At 70.9% G+C, this 15,014-nt stretch carries 15 protein-coding genes; 7 read left to right on the forward strand and 8 right to left on the reverse strand.

All coding sequences use genetic code 11. The annotated features are described in order from the left end of the window. Positions 1 to 12 precede the first annotated feature (12 nt). Both FHS22_RS08705 and FHS22_RS08710 read right to left on the reverse strand, forming a co-directional pair. A complete protein-coding gene (locus FHS22_RS08705; protein WP_184939977.1) occupies positions 13 to 912 on the reverse strand; it encodes a PfkB family carbohydrate kinase in 900 nt (299 codons plus the stop codon). 145 nt (positions 913 to 1,057) lie between these two features. Further along, entirely contained in the window at positions 1,058 to 2,059 is a 1,002-nt protein-coding gene (locus FHS22_RS08710) for an SIS domain-containing protein (protein WP_184939978.1), read from the reverse strand. Positions 2,060 to 2,387: 328 nt separating this feature from the next. On the opposite strand from FHS22_RS08710, the gene FHS22_RS08715 reads away from it, so the two are divergent. From FHS22_RS08715 to FHS22_RS08730, 4 genes are all read left to right on the forward strand, one after another. After that, positions 2,388 to 3,710: an ABC transporter substrate-binding protein gene (locus FHS22_RS08715; RefSeq protein ID WP_184939979.1), complete on the forward strand. Its 1,323-nt coding sequence runs from the start codon at positions 2,388 to 2,390 to the stop codon at positions 3,708 to 3,710. Between the two features lie 27 nt (positions 3,711 to 3,737). Then, a complete protein-coding gene (locus FHS22_RS08720; protein ID WP_338047664.1) occupies positions 3,738 to 4,625 on the forward strand; it encodes a carbohydrate ABC transporter permease in 888 nt (295 codons plus the stop codon). Further along, the gene (locus FHS22_RS08725) at positions 4,619 to 5,455 is read left to right on the forward strand and encodes a carbohydrate ABC transporter permease (protein ID WP_184939983.1); all 837 of its coding nucleotides are present in this window, start codon (positions 4,619 to 4,621) and stop codon (positions 5,453 to 5,455) included. Before FHS22_RS08720 ends, FHS22_RS08725 begins: the two co-directional genes overlap by 7 nt. 85 nt (positions 5,456 to 5,540) lie before the next feature. Further along, positions 5,541 to 6,383 carry a sugar phosphate isomerase/epimerase family protein gene (locus tag FHS22_RS08730; protein ID WP_184939984.1) on the forward strand — a complete coding sequence of 281 codons (843 nt, stop codon included), beginning with the start codon at positions 5,541 to 5,543 and terminating at the stop codon, positions 6,381 to 6,383. A gap of 46 nt (positions 6,384 to 6,429) precedes the next feature. Here the strand turns inward: FHS22_RS08730 and FHS22_RS08735 are convergent, their stop codons facing one another. After that, complete coding sequence (locus tag FHS22_RS08735) at positions 6,430 to 6,846, reverse strand: nuclear transport factor 2 family protein (protein WP_184939985.1); 417 nt, start codon at positions 6,844 to 6,846, stop codon at positions 6,430 to 6,432. Positions 6,847 to 6,979: 133 nt separating this feature from the next. Here FHS22_RS08735 and FHS22_RS08740 point away from each other — a divergent pair, with 133 nt between their 5' ends. After that, positions 6,980 to 7,543 (forward strand): PadR family transcriptional regulator, encoded by a 564-nt coding sequence (locus FHS22_RS08740; protein WP_184939987.1) that lies wholly within the window; start codon positions 6,980 to 6,982, stop codon positions 7,541 to 7,543. Positions 7,544 to 7,570: 27 nt separating this feature from the next. Here FHS22_RS08740 and FHS22_RS08745 read toward each other — a convergent pair whose 3' ends face one another. Beyond that, entirely contained in the window at positions 7,571 to 7,831 is a 261-nt protein-coding gene (locus FHS22_RS08745; protein ID WP_184939988.1) for a serine hydrolase, read from the reverse strand. A 44-nt stretch (positions 7,832 to 7,875) separates the two neighbouring features. On the opposite strand from FHS22_RS08745, the gene FHS22_RS08750 reads away from it, so the two are divergent. Further along, the gene (locus FHS22_RS08750; protein WP_184939990.1) at positions 7,876 to 8,625 is read left to right on the forward strand and encodes a class I SAM-dependent methyltransferase; all 750 of its coding nucleotides are present in this window, start codon (positions 7,876 to 7,878) and stop codon (positions 8,623 to 8,625) included. Between the two features lie 69 nt (positions 8,626 to 8,694). On the opposite strand, the gene FHS22_RS08755 is transcribed toward FHS22_RS08750, so the two are convergent. The 4 genes from FHS22_RS08755 to FHS22_RS08770 all read right to left on the reverse strand — a co-directional run bounded on the left by FHS22_RS08755 (position 8,695) and on the right by FHS22_RS08770 (position 13,509). Further along, positions 8,695 to 9,108 carry an anti-sigma factor antagonist gene (locus FHS22_RS08755; RefSeq protein ID WP_184939991.1) on the reverse strand — a complete coding sequence of 138 codons (414 nt, stop codon included), beginning with the start codon at positions 9,106 to 9,108 and terminating at the stop codon, positions 8,695 to 8,697. Between the two features lie 170 nt (positions 9,109 to 9,278). Further along, positions 9,279 to 11,669, reverse strand: a complete 2,391-nt coding sequence (locus FHS22_RS08760) for an ATP-binding cassette domain-containing protein (protein ID WP_184939993.1) — start codon at positions 11,667 to 11,669, stop codon at positions 9,279 to 9,281. A gap of 207 nt (positions 11,670 to 11,876) precedes the next feature. Then, positions 11,877 to 12,728 (reverse strand): metallophosphoesterase family protein, encoded by an 852-nt coding sequence (locus FHS22_RS08765; protein WP_184940241.1) that lies wholly within the window; start codon positions 12,726 to 12,728, stop codon positions 11,877 to 11,879. A 124-nt stretch (positions 12,729 to 12,852) separates the two neighbouring features. Further along, on the reverse strand, positions 12,853 to 13,509 hold the full coding sequence (locus tag FHS22_RS08770) for a TetR/AcrR family transcriptional regulator (protein ID WP_184940243.1): 657 nt from the start codon (positions 13,507 to 13,509) through the stop codon (positions 12,853 to 12,855). A gap of 235 nt (positions 13,510 to 13,744) precedes the next feature. On the opposite strand from FHS22_RS08770, the gene FHS22_RS08775 reads away from it, so the two are divergent. After that, the gene (locus FHS22_RS08775) at positions 13,745 to 14,971 is read left to right on the forward strand and encodes an oxygenase MpaB family protein (RefSeq protein ID WP_184939995.1); all 1,227 of its coding nucleotides are present in this window, start codon (positions 13,745 to 13,747) and stop codon (positions 14,969 to 14,971) included. Positions 14,972 to 15,014: the final 43 nt, after the last annotated feature.

Below are 15,014 nucleotides of genomic sequence, written 5' to 3' on the forward strand. Positions count from 1 at the left end.
CGCGCCCCTCCCTCATCTCTCGTGTTCGGAGGCTCGCCACATGCTAGCCATGGCGGGGCGGCCGCAGCCGAACGCGCCTTCGACGAAGCACTGCCCGTAGGCCGTGTCCGCCCCCGCGCGCAGCGCGTCCTCGATCATGCGGTGCCGCGGCGGAGCATCCGGGGACCATCCGCCGCGCAGCAGCGAGACCGCGAAGCCGGTGAGGAAGGCGTCACCGCAGCCCATCGTGTCGACGATCCCGCGGGGGTCCGCCACGCGGCGGGCCGGGGCGGTGACCGTGACCCGGCCGTCGCAGGCCATCGCTCCGTCCACGCCGCGGGTGGCGAGCGCGACCGCCGCGCCCCGCCGTACGGCCTCGGCCAGGAGGTCGCGCGTGCCGGCCTCGTCGAGATGCGAGCACGACAGGAGCACCAGGTCGGCGTGCGGGCAGATCCGGTCGAGGTAGGCGGGGGTGCGGAACTCCTCCTCGCTGGAGAGGTCGAAGCTCACCAGCGTGCCGAGTCCGGCCAGTTTCGGCAGCTCGCTCTCGCTGCGGGAGTACACACTCGAATGGACCAGGTCGAAGGAGGACGCGTAGGCGAGCAGCCCGCCGTCGAGCACGAGCGGCTCGCGCACCGTGACCCCGCCGCCGTTCCAGCCGAGGAAGACACGGTCGCCGTCGTCGACGCGGAGCAGGGAGAGACCGGTCTCACCGGCCCGCGTGACGCAGTGGTCGAGGGCGACGCCCTGGGCGGCGATCGCCTCGCCGAGGAAACGGCCGAGCTCGTCGTCGCCGAAGACCCCCAGGTAGGCGGCTTCAAGACCGAGGCGGCGGGCGTAGACGGCGACGTTCACGCTGTTGCCGCCCGGGTAGTCGACGCCGCGGTCGGTGAACCGGTCGACGATGTTGTCACCGAAGCCGAGGACTCTCATGGATTCTCCTGTGCGGGGACTCCGCGTGCGTGGAGGCCGGGAGGGCGCGCGGGCCGGCGGAGCGCCTCCCGCGCGGGCGGTCGGTTGGACAGGCGGGGGCGGCCGTCCGCAGGCCGGGCGCGGCGCGCCCCCGGCAGCCGGTGGCTCAGTAGTCCATGACGCGGTAGTAGCGGCGCAGGTCGAGCGAGTGGTCCCGGACCCGTTCCAGGTGCTTGCTGACCCGGCCGAGGACGGTGTCGAGCACCAGCGGGGCGACCAGGCCGCGGAACTCGGGGCTGATGCCCTCCAGCGGGTAGTCACGGATGTCGAAGACGGTGACGTCCTTGGTGATGCGCCTGGCGAAGGACTCGACGCGGTCGGTGAGCGCGCGCGTCTCGTCCTCGCCCTGGAAGACGATCACGCTCGTGTCCTCCTCGATCAGCTCCAGGGAGCCGTGGAAGAACTCGGCGCTGTGCACCCGGGTGGTGCGCAGCCACTGCATCTCCTCGAGGATGCACATGGAGTACAGGTAGGTGAACCCCCACAGGTTCCCTCCGCCGACCAGGAAGTGGTAGTCGGTCTTTTTGTGCGCCTCGGCGAAGGCGGCGGCCACCGGATCGGCCTGCTTCGCCACCTCGACGAGGATCCGGGGGAGGCCGGCGAGCTCGTCGGCGAGCCTGCCGTAGCCGTCGAACTCGCCGCGCCGGGAGAGCAGCCGGCCCATGAACAGCAGCATCTGCGCGTCGAAGGGCCAGGCCTTCGGCTCGGAGACGAGCGCGGCGTCGACCTGCCGGGCGACGGGCGAGTCGGGGTAGCCGGTGAAGCCGATCGTGTAGGCGCCCCTGGCGCGGCAGTACTCGATGGCGCGGACGCTGTCGTCGGTCGTGCCGGAGACCGAGGTGAAGATCACCACAGAGCGCTCCCCGAGGGACGCGTCACCGGAGGCGATCAGTTCGGCCGCTATCGCGGCCCGCACGGGGAGGGTGGAGGAGCGTCGGGCCAGGTGCTCGTACGGCCACATCTGGGCGTAGGTGCCGCCGGCGCCGACGAGGAAGAGGTTGTCGAACCCCTCGTCCACGAGCCGATCGACCAGTTCCTCGATCTGCGGGCGCAGCGCCACGGTGCTGGCCAGCTGCTCGAGGAATTCCGGCTCGTTGAATCGGAGCATCTTCGCGTCCTTTCGGGAATGCTTGCGGCCGGTGCCGCTCTGCGGCCTGATACCGGTATCACGCGGAGGTCACGCTGACACAGGTGGACGCCCGCCGTCAACACCGCGCCTTCTAACTCCATAGACCCCTGGCAGGGGCGAGATTCGATGGATCGGGCGGTACTGCGACCTGCTTTCCATAAAAGATCTTTGGTTTAGGTCTGGTACCGGTATCAGAAGGTCTGTACAGTCGGCCCACACCAAACGCTTCGTGTCGCAGACCTCCACGGCGGATCTGAGGTGCCACCGCACCGGCGGTTCCCTCTCGCCCGGGAGAAAGGAAGAGCCCATGCGCCCTCGCGCGCTGACGACGTTCGCGGCGATCGTCGGGACCTCGGTGCTCACCCTCGCCGGCTGCGCCGGCGAGCCGGCGGCGAAGGCCCCCGCGGCCGACGTCGCGGCCACCCCGGAGTTCTCCGGGACGTTGAGCATCCTGACCAAGTTCGCCGGCGACCCCCTGAGCTCCTACTTCGAGGGCATCGCCGCCGAGTACCAGCGGATGCATCCCGGGGTGAAGGTCGAGCTCATCCAGGAGACCGACCAGAGCATCAAGGACAAGACCAAGACCCTGACCGCCTCGGACGCCCTGCCCGACATCTACTTCACCTGGACCGGCAACTGGGCGGAGAACTTCGTCCGCGGTGGCCGCGCGGCCGACCTGACCAAGGTGATCGGCCCCGGCACCCCGTGGGGCGGGACCTTCGGCCAGGCGGCGCTGTCGGCCTTCGCCTACGACGGCAAGTACTACGGCATCCCGCTGTACAACAACGGCAAGTTCATGGGCTACAACAAGGCCGCCTTCGACAGGGCCGGCATCGGGGTCCCCGCCTCCTTCGAGGAACTGCTGGCCGCCTGCGCCCCGCTGCGCAAGGCCGGATACGAGCCCGTCACCTTCGGCAACAAGGACGGCTGGCCCGCCCTGCACTACCTGCAGCAGTTGTTCGCCTACCACGTGCCGGCCGACGTCCTGAACGCCGACTTCAAGCCCGGGACGGCCAAGCTCGACCACCCCGGCTACGTCACCGCGCTCGGGCAGTTCAAGACCCTCGTCGACGAGTGCACCGACACCCGCGACGGCACCAACGGCGTGCTGTACAGCTCCGCGCAGGAGAAGTTCCTCAACGGCAAGGCGGCGATGTACTACCAGGAGATCCTGGAGTTCGCGAACGTCACCGACGAGCGGGAGCTCACGCCGGAGAACTTCGGCATCTTCCCGCTGCCGGTCCCCCAGGGCGCCGGCGGCGACCCCGGGGCGATCGAGGGGGCGCCCGAGGGCTACCTGATCAACGCCAGGTCGCCGCGGGTGGCGCTCGCCGTCGACTTCATGAAGTTCGCCACCGGTCGGGAGAACGCCAGGAAGCTCTCCGCGGCGCCGTACGCCCAGCCCAGCACGGTCGTCGGGGCGGTCACCGAGGAGGGCTCCGGCAAGGCCGTCTCCGAGGGCGTCGAACTGGTCAACAAGGCCTCGTACCTGGCCGTCTGGCTGGACACCGTGACCGTCCCCGAGGTCGCCGACGCGTGGCTGGCCGGCGGTGAGGCCCTCGTCAGCGGCAGTTCGACCCCGGAGAAGGTGCTGGAGAGCGTGCGCCAGGCCTCGGCGGCGGCCAAGTAGCCGCGCGGCCGGAAGGAGGGCATGCCGGTGCGCGCCATCGTGCGAAGGACACTCGGGCTCGCGTGGGTCCTCCCGGCCCTCGTGCTGGTGGGAGTGTTCGTCTACCTGCCGCTCGTGCAGAACTTCCAGTTCAGCACGCTCGAATGGGACATCTACAGCGGAAGCCAGGAGTACGTCGGGCTCGACAACTACCGGAGACTCCTGGACGATCCGGTCTTCTGGTCGTCGTTCGGCAACAACCTGCTGTACGCGGTGGTCTCGATCGCCTTCCAGGTCTTCGGCGCGCTCGTGCTCGCCGCGCTGATCGAGAGCGTCCGGAGCGAGCGGTGGCGGCGCAGCCTGCGGGCGGTCTACTTCATCCCCTCGGCCATCTCGCTGACCGTCGCGGGCCTGCTCTTCTACTTCCTCTACGAGCCCAGCCTGGGCCCGCTCAACCACCTGCTCCGGGCGGTGGGACTGGGTGAGCTCGCCCAGGCGTGGCTGGGACAGGAGAGCACCGCGATGAGCGCGATCATCGCGATGAGCCAGTGGCAGGGGTTCGGCTACTCGACCCTGCTGTTCGCCGTCGCGATCCAGCGCATCCCCGGCGAGGTCTACGGCGCGGCGGCCATCGACGGCGTCGGGCCGGTCGGCCGGTTCGTCCACGTCACGTTCCCGCTGGTGCGGGAGATGACCGGGCTGATGGCGATCGTGACCGTCTCCGGCTCGTTCCAGGTGTTCAACGAGGTCATGGTGATGACCGCCGGGGGACCGAACAACTCGACCCAGGTGCTGGGCACCTGGCTGTACCGCAGCGGCTTCGTCCGCAACGACTTCGGCTACGCCGCCGCCATCGCGACGGTGCTCTTCGTGATCACGCTGGGCATCGCCCTGGCGCAGCTGTGGGTCACCCGCTCCAGAAGGGTGGAATGGTGAGTCGCCTGAGCTTCCTCGGAGTGATCGCCCGCGTGTTCATGTGGGCCTTCCTCCTCGGCCTCGCGGTGGTCGTGCTCTATCCGCTGCTGTGGATGGTGGTCAGCGGGTTCAAGACCAACGCCGAACTCTTCGGCGACCCCTTCGCCCTCCCCGTCGACTGGAGCTTCGACAACTACCGCAAGGCCTGGAACCGGGGGGTGAGCGACTACCTGACCACCAGCGTGCTCGTCACCGTGACGTCCACGGTCGCCACCGTGTTCGTCAGCGCCTGGGCCGCCTACGGCCTCACCCGGGTGGACATCCCGCTGAACCGGACGGTCGCCGCGCTGATCCTCGGCGGACTGATGCTCGCCCCCACCGTGGCGCTCGTCCCCCTGGTGAAGATGTTCCAGGCGATGGGCCTGTACAACAGCTTCTGGGCGCTGCTGATCCTGTACACGGCCTTCCGCATCCCGTTCACCACCTTCCTCATCCGCGCCTACATGATCGACCTGCCGCGCGAGGTCGACGAGGCCGCCGAGATGGACGGCGCCGGCCGCTGGACGGCCTTCTGGCGGATCACCCTGCCCATGTGCAAGCCGATCATCACCTCGACCGTCCTGCTGCACATCCTGTTCACCTGGAACGAGTACCTCTTCGCCATGGTCTTCACCAGCGGCAGCGGCGTGCAGACCCTGCCGGTGGGCCTGACGAGCCTGATGAGCAAGCACGGCACCGAGTTCCCCGTCGTGTTCGCGGGCATGGTGATCGCGGCCGTCCCGGTGGTCCTGCTGTTCTTCCTCGGCCAGCGGTACATCGTCAGGGGCCTGGCCGACGGGATCGGCAAGTGACCGCCCGCCGGAAGGACCGGAAATCAACGGCTCCCCGTCCGGGTTGGGAACCGGCAGGAGCCCGCCGCGCATCCCAGGAGGCCCGATGACCCTCTCCATGCAGCAGATCACCGCGTCGAACTTCGCCTACCAGCACCTGCCGTTCGACCGCTTCCTCGACGACGCCGCCGCCCTGGGCCGCGAGCAGGTGGAGCTGTGGGGCATCGCGCCGCAGCTCCACGTCCCGCAGCTGAGCGACGCCGAGGCGCGGGCCGTACGGCGCCGCGTCGAGTCGCGCGGCCTCACCGTACGGTGCCTCACCCCCGAGCAGGTGATGTACCCGGTCAACATCGCCTCGCCGGTCACCTGGCTGCGCGCGTCGAGCGTAGCCGTGTTCCGCCGCGCCGCCGAGCTGTGCGCCGAGCTCGGGGCGCCGCTGCTGCTGCTGACCCCGGGGCGCGGCTTCGAGGACGAACCGGTGGAGGCGGCCTGGCGGCGCTCCGTGGACGCCGTCGGCGAGATCGCCGCGCACGCCGCCGCGCTCGGTGTGGCATGCGTGCTCGAACCGCTGCAGCGGGTGGAGTCGAACCTGGTCAACGACTCCCGCACGCTCGCGGCGATGCTCGACGAGGTGGGCGCGCCGAACCTCGGCGCCGTGCTCGACACCGTGGGCATGGCGGCGGCGGGGGAGAGCATCGACGACTACTTCGACACGCTGGGCGACCGGATCCGCCACGTGCACCTGATCGACGGGCGGCCCACCGGGCACCTGGCGTGGGGCGACGGGGAGCTGCCGCTGGGCGACTACCTCGCCGCCCTGGACCGCCGCGGCTACCGGGGCGCCATGACCTTCGAGCTGTTCGGCGACGGCGGCTACGCGTTCGAGCCGCGGCCGGTGGTGGAGCGCTGCCTCGCGGCGGTGCGCGCCGCCCTACCCGCCTCCGGCTGAGCACGGGAGCACGGCCCCGCCGGCCCGGGGGCGCCGGCGGGGGCCGTCACGAGGCCGGCGGCGACGGCGGGACCGCGTCCGCCGCCTCGCGCCGGATCCGCTCGAACTGGGCGCCCATCGCCTCGGCCAGCGCGTTGGCTCCCGACAGCGGCCGGACCATGACCGTGAGGTCGTCGATGAGGCCGTCGTCGCCGACGTGCAGGACGTCGCAGCCGTGGACCTGCCTGCCGTTCACCGTCGCCTGGAACATGAGCACGTGGTCGCGCCCGTCGGCGCCGGCGATCTCCCGGGTGTAGCGGAAGTCCTCGAACACCCTCATGACGCCGCGCAGGATCGCCGCCGTCATGGCCTTGCCGGGGTACGGCCTGTACGCGACCGGGCTGGTGAACACGACGTCGTCGGCGAGCAGCGCCTCGATCGCCGCGGCGTCGCGGGCCTCGACGGCCTGGCGGAACGGATGCATGCCCATCCTTACTCAAATTGTTGATTATTCATGCCAGACGCTATCTCTCGTGCCGGGAGCTGTCCAGAGGCCGGTGCCCACTCCGCCGGCCAGAGAAAAAAGCAGGTGGCCGGCTCGGTGATATCTTGAGCGGATGTCGTTGCGCCACGCGGTCATGGCCGCGCTCCTGGAGGGCGACGCATCCGGATACGACCTGGCCAAGGGATTCGACGCGTCGGTGGCCAACTTCTGGATGGCCACGCCCCAGCAGCTCTACCGGGAGCTGGACAGGATGGAGTCCGAGGGCCTGGTCCGGGCACAGGTCGTCCGGCAGGAGCGCCGCCCGAACAAGCGGGTGTTCTCCCTGACCGAGGCCGGGCGCCGCGCGCTGCGCGAGTTCACCGCCGCGCCGCTGCGACCGGGTGCGATCCGTGACGAGCTGATGGTCAAGGTCCAGGCCGTCGACGTCGGTGACGCCGAGGCCGTGCGAGCGGCCATCGAGGAGCGCATGGTCTGGGCCCAGGCCAAGATCGCCCGATACGAGCGGCTGCGCCTCCGGTTGCTGGACGGCCGCAGCGAGGAGGAGTACCTGGCGCACTCCGAGCGCGTCGGGCCCTACCTGACCCTGATGCGCGGCCTGGCCTTCGAGCGGGAGAACCGGTCGTGGGGGGAGTGGGCCCTGACCGTGCTGAGGCGGCGCTCGGCCGCGACCACGTGAGGTGCCGAGGACCGCGGCGGACCCGGCCTACCGCAAGGCGCACAGCAGCTGGGGCACCACCGCCGGCTGGAAGGCCTTGGCCTCGCTCGGATGCTGGTTGGCGGCCAAGGTGACGCGGCGGCCGTCGTCGGTGGCGTCGGGCCGGTAGGTTCCTGTCAGCTTGAGCGGTTTGATGATGCGCCGGGTGATCAGCCGGCCGATGTCCTGGCCGGTCACCTCCTCCGCGAACAGGGCGGACAGCACGGCGCCGGTGGAGGAGTAGGACCAGCCCTCGGCCCGCGGCGCCACCGCTCCGGCGGTCCCCTCCGCCGCCGGGCGGGCAGAATGAACCGGTGGCCACACCGCGCGACTACGACGCCGACCCCGAGCGGTTCCGTCTCGCGACCAGGGTGACCGAACGGTACCTGAGCGGGGGGCGCGGCCAGCACGAACACGTCGCCGAGGTGCTGACCGGCGCGGGAGCCGGCCTCGTCCTCGACATCGGATGCGGCGAGGGGGCGCTGCACACGGCGCTGCACACGGCGCTGCACACGGCGCTGCACACGGCGCTGCACACGGAACCGCGTACGGCGCTGCCGGTGCCGGCCCGGCCGCGCGTGGTCGGGCTGGACGCCTCGGCGACGATGCTGGCCCGGCACCCGCGGCCGGTGGTGCGGGCGGAGGCGACCGCGCTGCCGTTCCCGGACGGGGTCTTCGACGCGGCCGTGGCGGTGAACGTGCTCTACCACCTCGGCGATCCGGTCGCCGCCATCGGTGAGGCCCACCGCGTGCTGGCCCCGGGCGGGATGTTCGTCACCGCCTCGCCCAGCCGCTTCGACTCCCCCGAACTGGCGCACGTCTGGCGGCCGGAGCCGTCGAGCTTCGACGCCGAGGACGCGCCCCGGCTGGTGGCGCGGGTCTTCGGCCGGGTCGAGGTCGAGTGGTGGGACGCGCCGCTGATCACTCTGCCCGACGAGCGCGCGGTCCGCGACTACCTGATCGCCCGATTCGTCACGCCCGGGGCGGCGGCGTCGGCGGCCGCCCGGGTGCGCACGCCGACGACGGTCACCAAGAAAGGCGCGTTCGTGTACGGCCGCAGGTGAGCGTGGCCGCAGGGACTCCGGAGGCGCTTTCCCGGCGGCCGCCCGCGCGGGGGCGGAGCGGCGGCCGGGCTACGCCTCGCCCGCGGTGCGGGACGCGGCCTGCACCGCCTCGGCGGCGCTGTCGTGAATCTCGAACGCCCGGCGCAGGCCGGTGATCGTCAGGAAGCGGGCCAGGGTGCCGTGCACGGCGCTGAGCAGCAGGTGTTTGCCTGCGGCCTGGCACTGCTTCAGGGCACCGATGAGCGCGCTGACCCCCACGGAGTCGCAGAACGTCAGCCCGGCCGCATCCAGCACCACCGCGGTCAGGTCGTCGCGCCGCCACAGCGGCTCCAGGTGCTCGCGCAGGACGGGCACGGTGCTGGGGTCGAGCTCGCCGGTGACGTGGGCGACCATCACGGCGCCGTGCTGGACCAGGGACACGGACAGGCGGCGGTCGTAGCCGGGGCTGAACGGCGTGCTCATCGCTGGGGGCAGAGTGGGCATGCGCCCTTTCTACCAGTGATTCCGCGGTGGTAGAGGGCGTTGTCTCCCTCTGTGGACGCGAGGAGGGCGGAGCTCCCGTCCGGCGGCCCCTCCCGGGAGCCGGCCGGGGACCGGCGGCGCCGGGTGGAGCGCCGCCGGAGGGAGACCGTCCCGGTGTCCGCGGGGCCCCGTCAGGCGCCGACGTAGGCCGCGAGGTGCTCACCGGTGAGGGTGGAGCGGGCGGCGACGAGATCGGCGGGGGTGCCCTCGAAGACGATCCGGCCCCCGTCGTGGCCGGCGCCGGGGCCGAGATCGATGATCCAGTCGGCGTGCGCCATGACCGCCTGGTGGTGCTCGACGACGATGACCGACTTCCCGGAGTCGACGAGCCGGTCGAGCAGGCCGAGCAGGTGCTCGACGTCGGCGAGGTGGAGACCGGAGGTCGGCTCGTCGAGGACGTAGACGCCGCCCTTCTCGGCCATGTGGACGGCCAGCTTGAGCCGCTGCCGCTCGCCGCCGGACAGCGTGGTGAGCGGCTGGCCGAGGCTGAGGTAGCCGAGCCCGACGTCGGCGAGCCGGCCGAGGACGGCGTGCGCGGCCGGCGTGCGCGCCTCGCCGGCGCCGAAGAACTCCTCGGCCTCGCTCACCGACATCGCGAGCACCTGGCTGATGTCGCGGCCGCCGAGGCGGTGGTCCAGCACCGATGCCTGGAACCGCTTCCCCTCGCACTCCTCGCAGGTGGTGGCGACGCCGGCCATTATCGCCAGGTCGGTGTAGACGACGCCGGCGCCGTTGCAGTTGGGGCAGGCGCCCTCGGAGTTGGCGCTGAACAGCGCCGGCTTCACGCCGTTCGCCTTCGCGAACGCCTTGCGGATCGGGTCGAGCATCCCGGTGTACGTCGCCGGGTTGCTCCGCCGCGAGCCGCGGATCGCGCCCTGGTCGATCGAGACCACGCCCGCGCCGGCGGGGATCGACCCGTGCACGAGCGAGCTCTTGCCGGAGCCGGCGACGCCGGTGACGACGACGAGCACCCCGAGCGGGACGTCGACGTCGACGGCCTGGAGGTTGTGGCGGCCGGCGCCGCGGATCTCCAGCCTGCCGGTGGGCGTCCGCACCGCCTCCTTGAGGGAGGCCCGGTCGTCGAGGTGGCGGCCGGTGACGGTGCCGCCGGCCCGCAGTCCCTCGACGGTGCCCTCGTAGCAGACGGTGCCGCCCGCCGTACCGGCGCCGGGACCGAGGTCGACGACGTGGTCGGCGATCGCGATCGTCTCCGGCTTGTGCTCCACGACGAGCACCGTGTTGCCCTTGTTCCGCAGCCGCAGCAGCAGGCCGTTCATCCGCTGGACGTCATGGGGGTGCAGGCCGACGGTGGGTTCGTCGAAGACGTAGGTGACGTCGGTGAGCGAGGAGCCGAGGTGGCGGATCATCTTGACGCGCTGCGCCTCGCCGCCCGACAGCGTGCCCGAGGGCCGGTCCAGCGAGAGGTAACCCAGCCCGATCTCCACGAACGAGTCGAGCGTCTGCCGCAGCGAGGCCAGCAGCGGCGCCACCGACGGCTCGTCGAGCCCGCCGACCCACGCGGCCAGGTCGCTGATCTGCATCGCGCACGCGTCGGCGATGTTGACATCCTTGATCCTCGACGACCGGGCCGCCTCGCTGAGCCGGGTGCCGCCGCACTCGGGACAGGCGGTGAAGGTGGCCGCCCGGTCCACGAACGCCCGGATGTGCGGCTGCATCGCCTCCCGGTCCTTGGACAGGAACGACTTCTGGATCTTGGGGATCAGGCCCTCGAAGGTGAGGTTCACGCCCTCGACCTTCACCTTGGTCGGCTCCCGGTAGAGGAAGTCCTGCATCTCCTGCTCGGTGTAGTCGCGGATCGGCTTGTCCGGGTCGAGGAAACCCGACTCGGCGTAGGTCCGCACGGTCCACCAGCTGTCCGACTTCCAGCCGGGAATGGTGAACGCGCCCTCGGAGATCGACTTGGAGTCGTCGAAGAGCTGGGTGAGGTCGATGTCGGAGACCGATCCCCGGCCCTCGCAGCGTGTGCACATGCCGCCGGTGAGGGTGAAGTTCTGCCCCACGGTCTTTCCGGCGCCGCGTTCGACCGTGATCGTCCCGCTCGCCCGGACCGAGGGGACGTTGAAGGAGAACGCCTGGGGCGATCCGATGTGCGGCTCGCCCAGCCGGCTGAAGAGGATGCGCAGCATCGCGTTGGCGTCGGTGGCGGTGCCGACGGTGGAGCGGGGGTCGGCGCCCATCCGCTGCTGGTCGACGATGATCGCGGTCGTCAGTCCTTCGAGCACGTCGACCTCGGGCCGCGCCAGCGCGGGCATGAAGCCCTGCACGAAGGTGCTGTAGGTCTCGTTGATCAGCCGCTGCGACTCCGCGGCGATCGTGCCGAACACCAGGGAGCTCTTGCCCGAGCCCGAGACGCCGGTGAACACCGTGAGCCGGCGCTTGGGGAGCTCGATGCTGACGTCCTTGAGGTTGTTCCCGCGCGCGCCGTGCACGCGGATCAGATCGTGCCCGTCGGCGACGTGCGGCGCGGATGACTGCGCGTCCGTCCTCGTGGTCATGCCCATCTGTCCTATCTGTCGGGCGGGCCGCCCTCGCGGTCTCCGCCGGCGTCACCCGGCTCGATCTGATCGGCTTCGAGCGGTCTGCCTGGTCGCCTTCGCCGGTCCGGCCGCCGTGCATTCGATCGGCGGTGTCCGCCGAGGCGCCGGACCAGGCGACGGCAGCCACACTAGGCGCGGCCGCGTGATCCGTGCTTCTCGATTTCTGATCGGTCAGGTCGCCCGGTGTCCGCCCCGGGTGGTCTCCGGAGCCCGCTGGACGGGAAGGATCGTGCGCGGCGCGGGACGGACGGCCCGGGGCCTCCATTCGCGCGGGTAGCCGACGGAGACCTCTTCGAAGCGCGTGCCGTCGTAGACGGTGCTGCGCGGGATGTGCAGGTGGCCGTAGACCATGGCCGCGGCGCCGTACCTGATGTGCCAGTCGGCGGTGAGCTCGGTCCCGCACCACTGGGCGAACTCGGGGTGGCGCAGGACGCGGGTGGGCTCGCGGACCAGCGGATAGTGGTTCACCAGGACGGTGGGGACGTCGCGGTCACGCGCGGCGAGCCGCGCCGCCGTCTCGTCGACCCTGGCCCTGCACCACGCCTCGCGGCTGGGATAGGGGTCCGGGTGCAGGAGGAACTCGTCGGCGCAGACCACTCCGGCGTCGTAGGCCCGCTCCAGTGCTGCCTCCTGGGTCGGCGCGCCGGCCGGGCGGAAGGTGTAGTCGTACAGGAGGAACATCGGCACCACCGTCACCGGCCCGCCGCTCCCCTCCCAGACCGGATAGGGGTCTTCCGGAGTCACCACGCCGAGTTCGCGGCAGATGCCGACCAGGTGGCGGTAGCGCGCCTCGCCGCGCAACTGCACCGGATCGTCGGCCGGGGTCCACAGCTCGTGGTTGCCCGGCACCCACACCACGGTGGCGAACCGTTCGCTCAGCAGGCGCAGCGCCCAGGCCACGTCGGCCACGAACTCGCCGACGTCCCCGGCCACGAGCAGCCAGTCGCCACTCGATCCGGGGTACAGGTCCTCGACGAGGCGGCGGTTGTCCGGATGCCGCACGTGGAGATCGCTGATGGCCATCAGGCCCGGCGGACGGATCACGTGTCCGATCATAGGCATCCCGTGCCGTCCGGCGCCGTACGCGGAACCCCTGTCCCTGCGGAACCCCTGCCTCTGCGGCCTCCGGCGGGGGAGTCCCCGGCGGTCAGTCCGGGGAGCCGGTCCGCTCCAGCATGGGCACGAGGAACCGCCGGGCCACCGCCGCCAGCTGCTCGTCGTCGTCGAGGTCGACGAGGTGGCTGGGGATCGCCAGGAAGGAGGCGGAGATCCGGACCATCAGCTCGGCCACGAGGTCGGTGTCCAGGTCGTCCGGCACGTTGCCCGCGCGCTGCTCGCGGCGGAGCTGGCCCGCGACGAACCGCCGCACCGTGGCGAGGGTCCGGCCTCCGTCGCTGACCATGGAGGGCACGATCAGGTCCGGTTCCGCGGCGATCAGGCCGCCGATCAGCGGGTTGCGCCGGATGGCGCGCAACGAGCTCACGAAGCCCAGGACCACCCGGTCCGCGGCGGTGCGGGCCTGTTCGATGTCGATGAGGAACCGGTCGAAATACCGGCGGAACTCCCGGCGCACCACGTGTTCGACCAGCGCGTCCTTCGTGGCGAACCGCCGGTAGACCGTGATCCGCGACACGCCGGTCCGGCGGGCCACGTCCTCCATGGTGGAGCGCCGGATGCCCATCCGGCAGAACTGTTCGTACGCCGCGTCGAGGATGCGCGCACGGGTCTCGTCCACGTCGTCGATCTGCTCGACGGCGTCGATGTACGCCCGCTCCAGCAGCGACTCCGAGTCCGAGGACGTCATGAACGCGGACAGCGCAGACTCCACGATCACCTCCTGCAGTCGATTCTGCCTCAGCCGCCCACAGTCGCCGACCCGGTCTTGTGGTGCCCGTCACAGTGTGCTGTGATGAATGATACAGAGACTCATCTTGTGTTTCACCGTACCAGTCAGGTGCTCGTGCCGGTCAGGTGCCCGCACCAGTCGGATGTTCGTATCGGTCAGGTGCTCCCGGATCACGAGAAGGAGGAACGAAGGCATGGGCGAATTCAGCAGGCGGAACATGCTGAAGGCGGGCGGGGCGCTGGGCGCACTCGGTGCGCTGGGCGTCGCGGCGCCCGCCCAGGCGCGGGTGTGGACGTGGTCGCCCAGCGGCTCGGTCGCGGGCGCGGGCGCGGGGGCCGATCCGCGGTGGGTGTGGGACGAGGAGGCCGATCCGCTGGTCGCCTCCCTGATCGACCGGGGCGACGTGCCCAGGGTCAACGAGCTGCTGCGGACCTGGACCAAGAACGGCCAGCCGCTGCCGGACGGGCTCCCGGCGGACCTGCGGGACTTCATGGAGCGGGCCCGCCGGCTGCCCCCGTGGACCGACAGGGGCAAGCTCGCCACCGCGGTCGGATTCAACGACCGGAGGGGGCTCTACCTCGGCGTGCTGTACGGCTTCGCCAGCGGCATGATGAGCACGGTCATCCCCAAGGAGGCCCGCGCGGTCTACTACTCGCAGGGCGGTGCGGACATGAAGGACCGCATCTCCAAGACCGCCAAGCTCGGGTACGACATCGGATCGCGGAAGGCCTACGACGCCGACGGCGAGATGATCGTGACCTGTGTCAAGACCCGGCTGGTGCACGCGGCCGTGCGCCACCTGCTGCCGAAGTCCCCGTACTGGCAGAGGTCCGCCGACGAGGAGATCCCGATCAGCCAGGCGGACATGATGGTCACCTGGCACAGCCTGCCCACGACCGTCATGAAGAACCTGACCGCGTGGAAGGTGCCGATCCCCGCCGCCGAGTCCGCGGCCTTCCTGCACTCGTGGCAGCTGGCCGCGCACATGCTCGGCATCAAGGACGAGTACATCCCCGCGTCGTGGGACGAGGCGGACTCCCAGGCCGAGCAGGTCCTGGACCCGGTGCTGGCCCCGACGCCCGAAGGCGTCAAGCTGGCCGACATCCTCCTCAACCTCGGTGCGGCGATCGACGCCGGCATCCTCAGCAAGCGCGTGCTCGGCGCGTTCACGCGCTTCCTGCTCGGCGACCGGATCGCCGAGTGGCTGAAGATCCCCAGGTATCCGCTCTGGGACGGCCTCCTCGACACGCTCTGGGGGCCCTTCATCGCCGTCCGCGAGGGCGTGCTCAAGGTGTTCCCGGGAGCGGACAACACCTACTGGCTCTTCGACGAGCTCCTGCGCAAGGTGGTCCTGGTCTACCTGTCCGAGGCGCGGCAGATCAGCATCGAGATCCCGCTGACCAACAACCCCGACCACTGAGGAGTCCCGCGGCCTCCTCGACCTCCGCATGCCCCGGACCGGG

Origin of the sequence: Thiemannella venezuelensis (genome assembly GCF_014203605.1) — a bacterium.
GTDB lineage: Bacteria > Actinomycetota > Actinomycetes > Streptosporangiales > Streptosporangiaceae > Planomonospora_A > Planomonospora_A venezuelensis.

Excerpts from the sequence above, each read along its gene's own strand:
- FHS22_RS08705 (WP_184939977.1), bottom strand. The coding sequence starts at position 912 with ATGAGAGTCCTCGGCTTCGGTGACAACATCGTCGACCGGTTCACCGAC.
- FHS22_RS08710 (WP_184939978.1), bottom strand. The coding sequence starts at position 2,059 with ATGCTCCGATTCAACGAGCCGGAATTCCTCGAGCAGCTGGCCAGCACC.
- FHS22_RS08715 (WP_184939979.1), top strand. The coding sequence starts at position 2,388 with ATGCGCCCTCGCGCGCTGACGACGTTCGCGGCGATCGTCGGGACCTCG.
- FHS22_RS08725 (WP_184939983.1), top strand. The coding sequence starts at position 4,619 with ATGGTGAGTCGCCTGAGCTTCCTCGGAGTGATCGCCCGCGTGTTCATG.
- FHS22_RS08730 (WP_184939984.1), top strand. The coding sequence starts at position 5,541 with ATGACCCTCTCCATGCAGCAGATCACCGCGTCGAACTTCGCCTACCAG.
- FHS22_RS08735 (WP_184939985.1), bottom strand. The coding sequence starts at position 6,846 with ATGCATCCGTTCCGCCAGGCCGTCGAGGCCCGCGACGCCGCGGCGATC.
- FHS22_RS08740 (WP_184939987.1), top strand. The coding sequence starts at position 6,980 with ATGTCGTTGCGCCACGCGGTCATGGCCGCGCTCCTGGAGGGCGACGCA.
- FHS22_RS08755 (WP_184939991.1), bottom strand. The coding sequence starts at position 9,108 with ATGCCCACTCTGCCCCCAGCGATGAGCACGCCGTTCAGCCCCGGCTAC.
- FHS22_RS08760 (WP_184939993.1), bottom strand. The coding sequence starts at position 11,669 with ATGGGCATGACCACGAGGACGGACGCGCAGTCATCCGCGCCGCACGTC.
- FHS22_RS08765 (WP_184940241.1), bottom strand. The coding sequence starts at position 12,728 with ATGGCCATCAGCGATCTCCACGTGCGGCATCCGGACAACCGCCGCCTC.
- FHS22_RS08770 (WP_184940243.1), bottom strand. The coding sequence starts at position 13,509 with ATGACGTCCTCGGACTCGGAGTCGCTGCTGGAGCGGGCGTACATCGAC.
- FHS22_RS08775 (WP_184939995.1), top strand. The coding sequence starts at position 13,745 with ATGGGCGAATTCAGCAGGCGGAACATGCTGAAGGCGGGCGGGGCGCTG.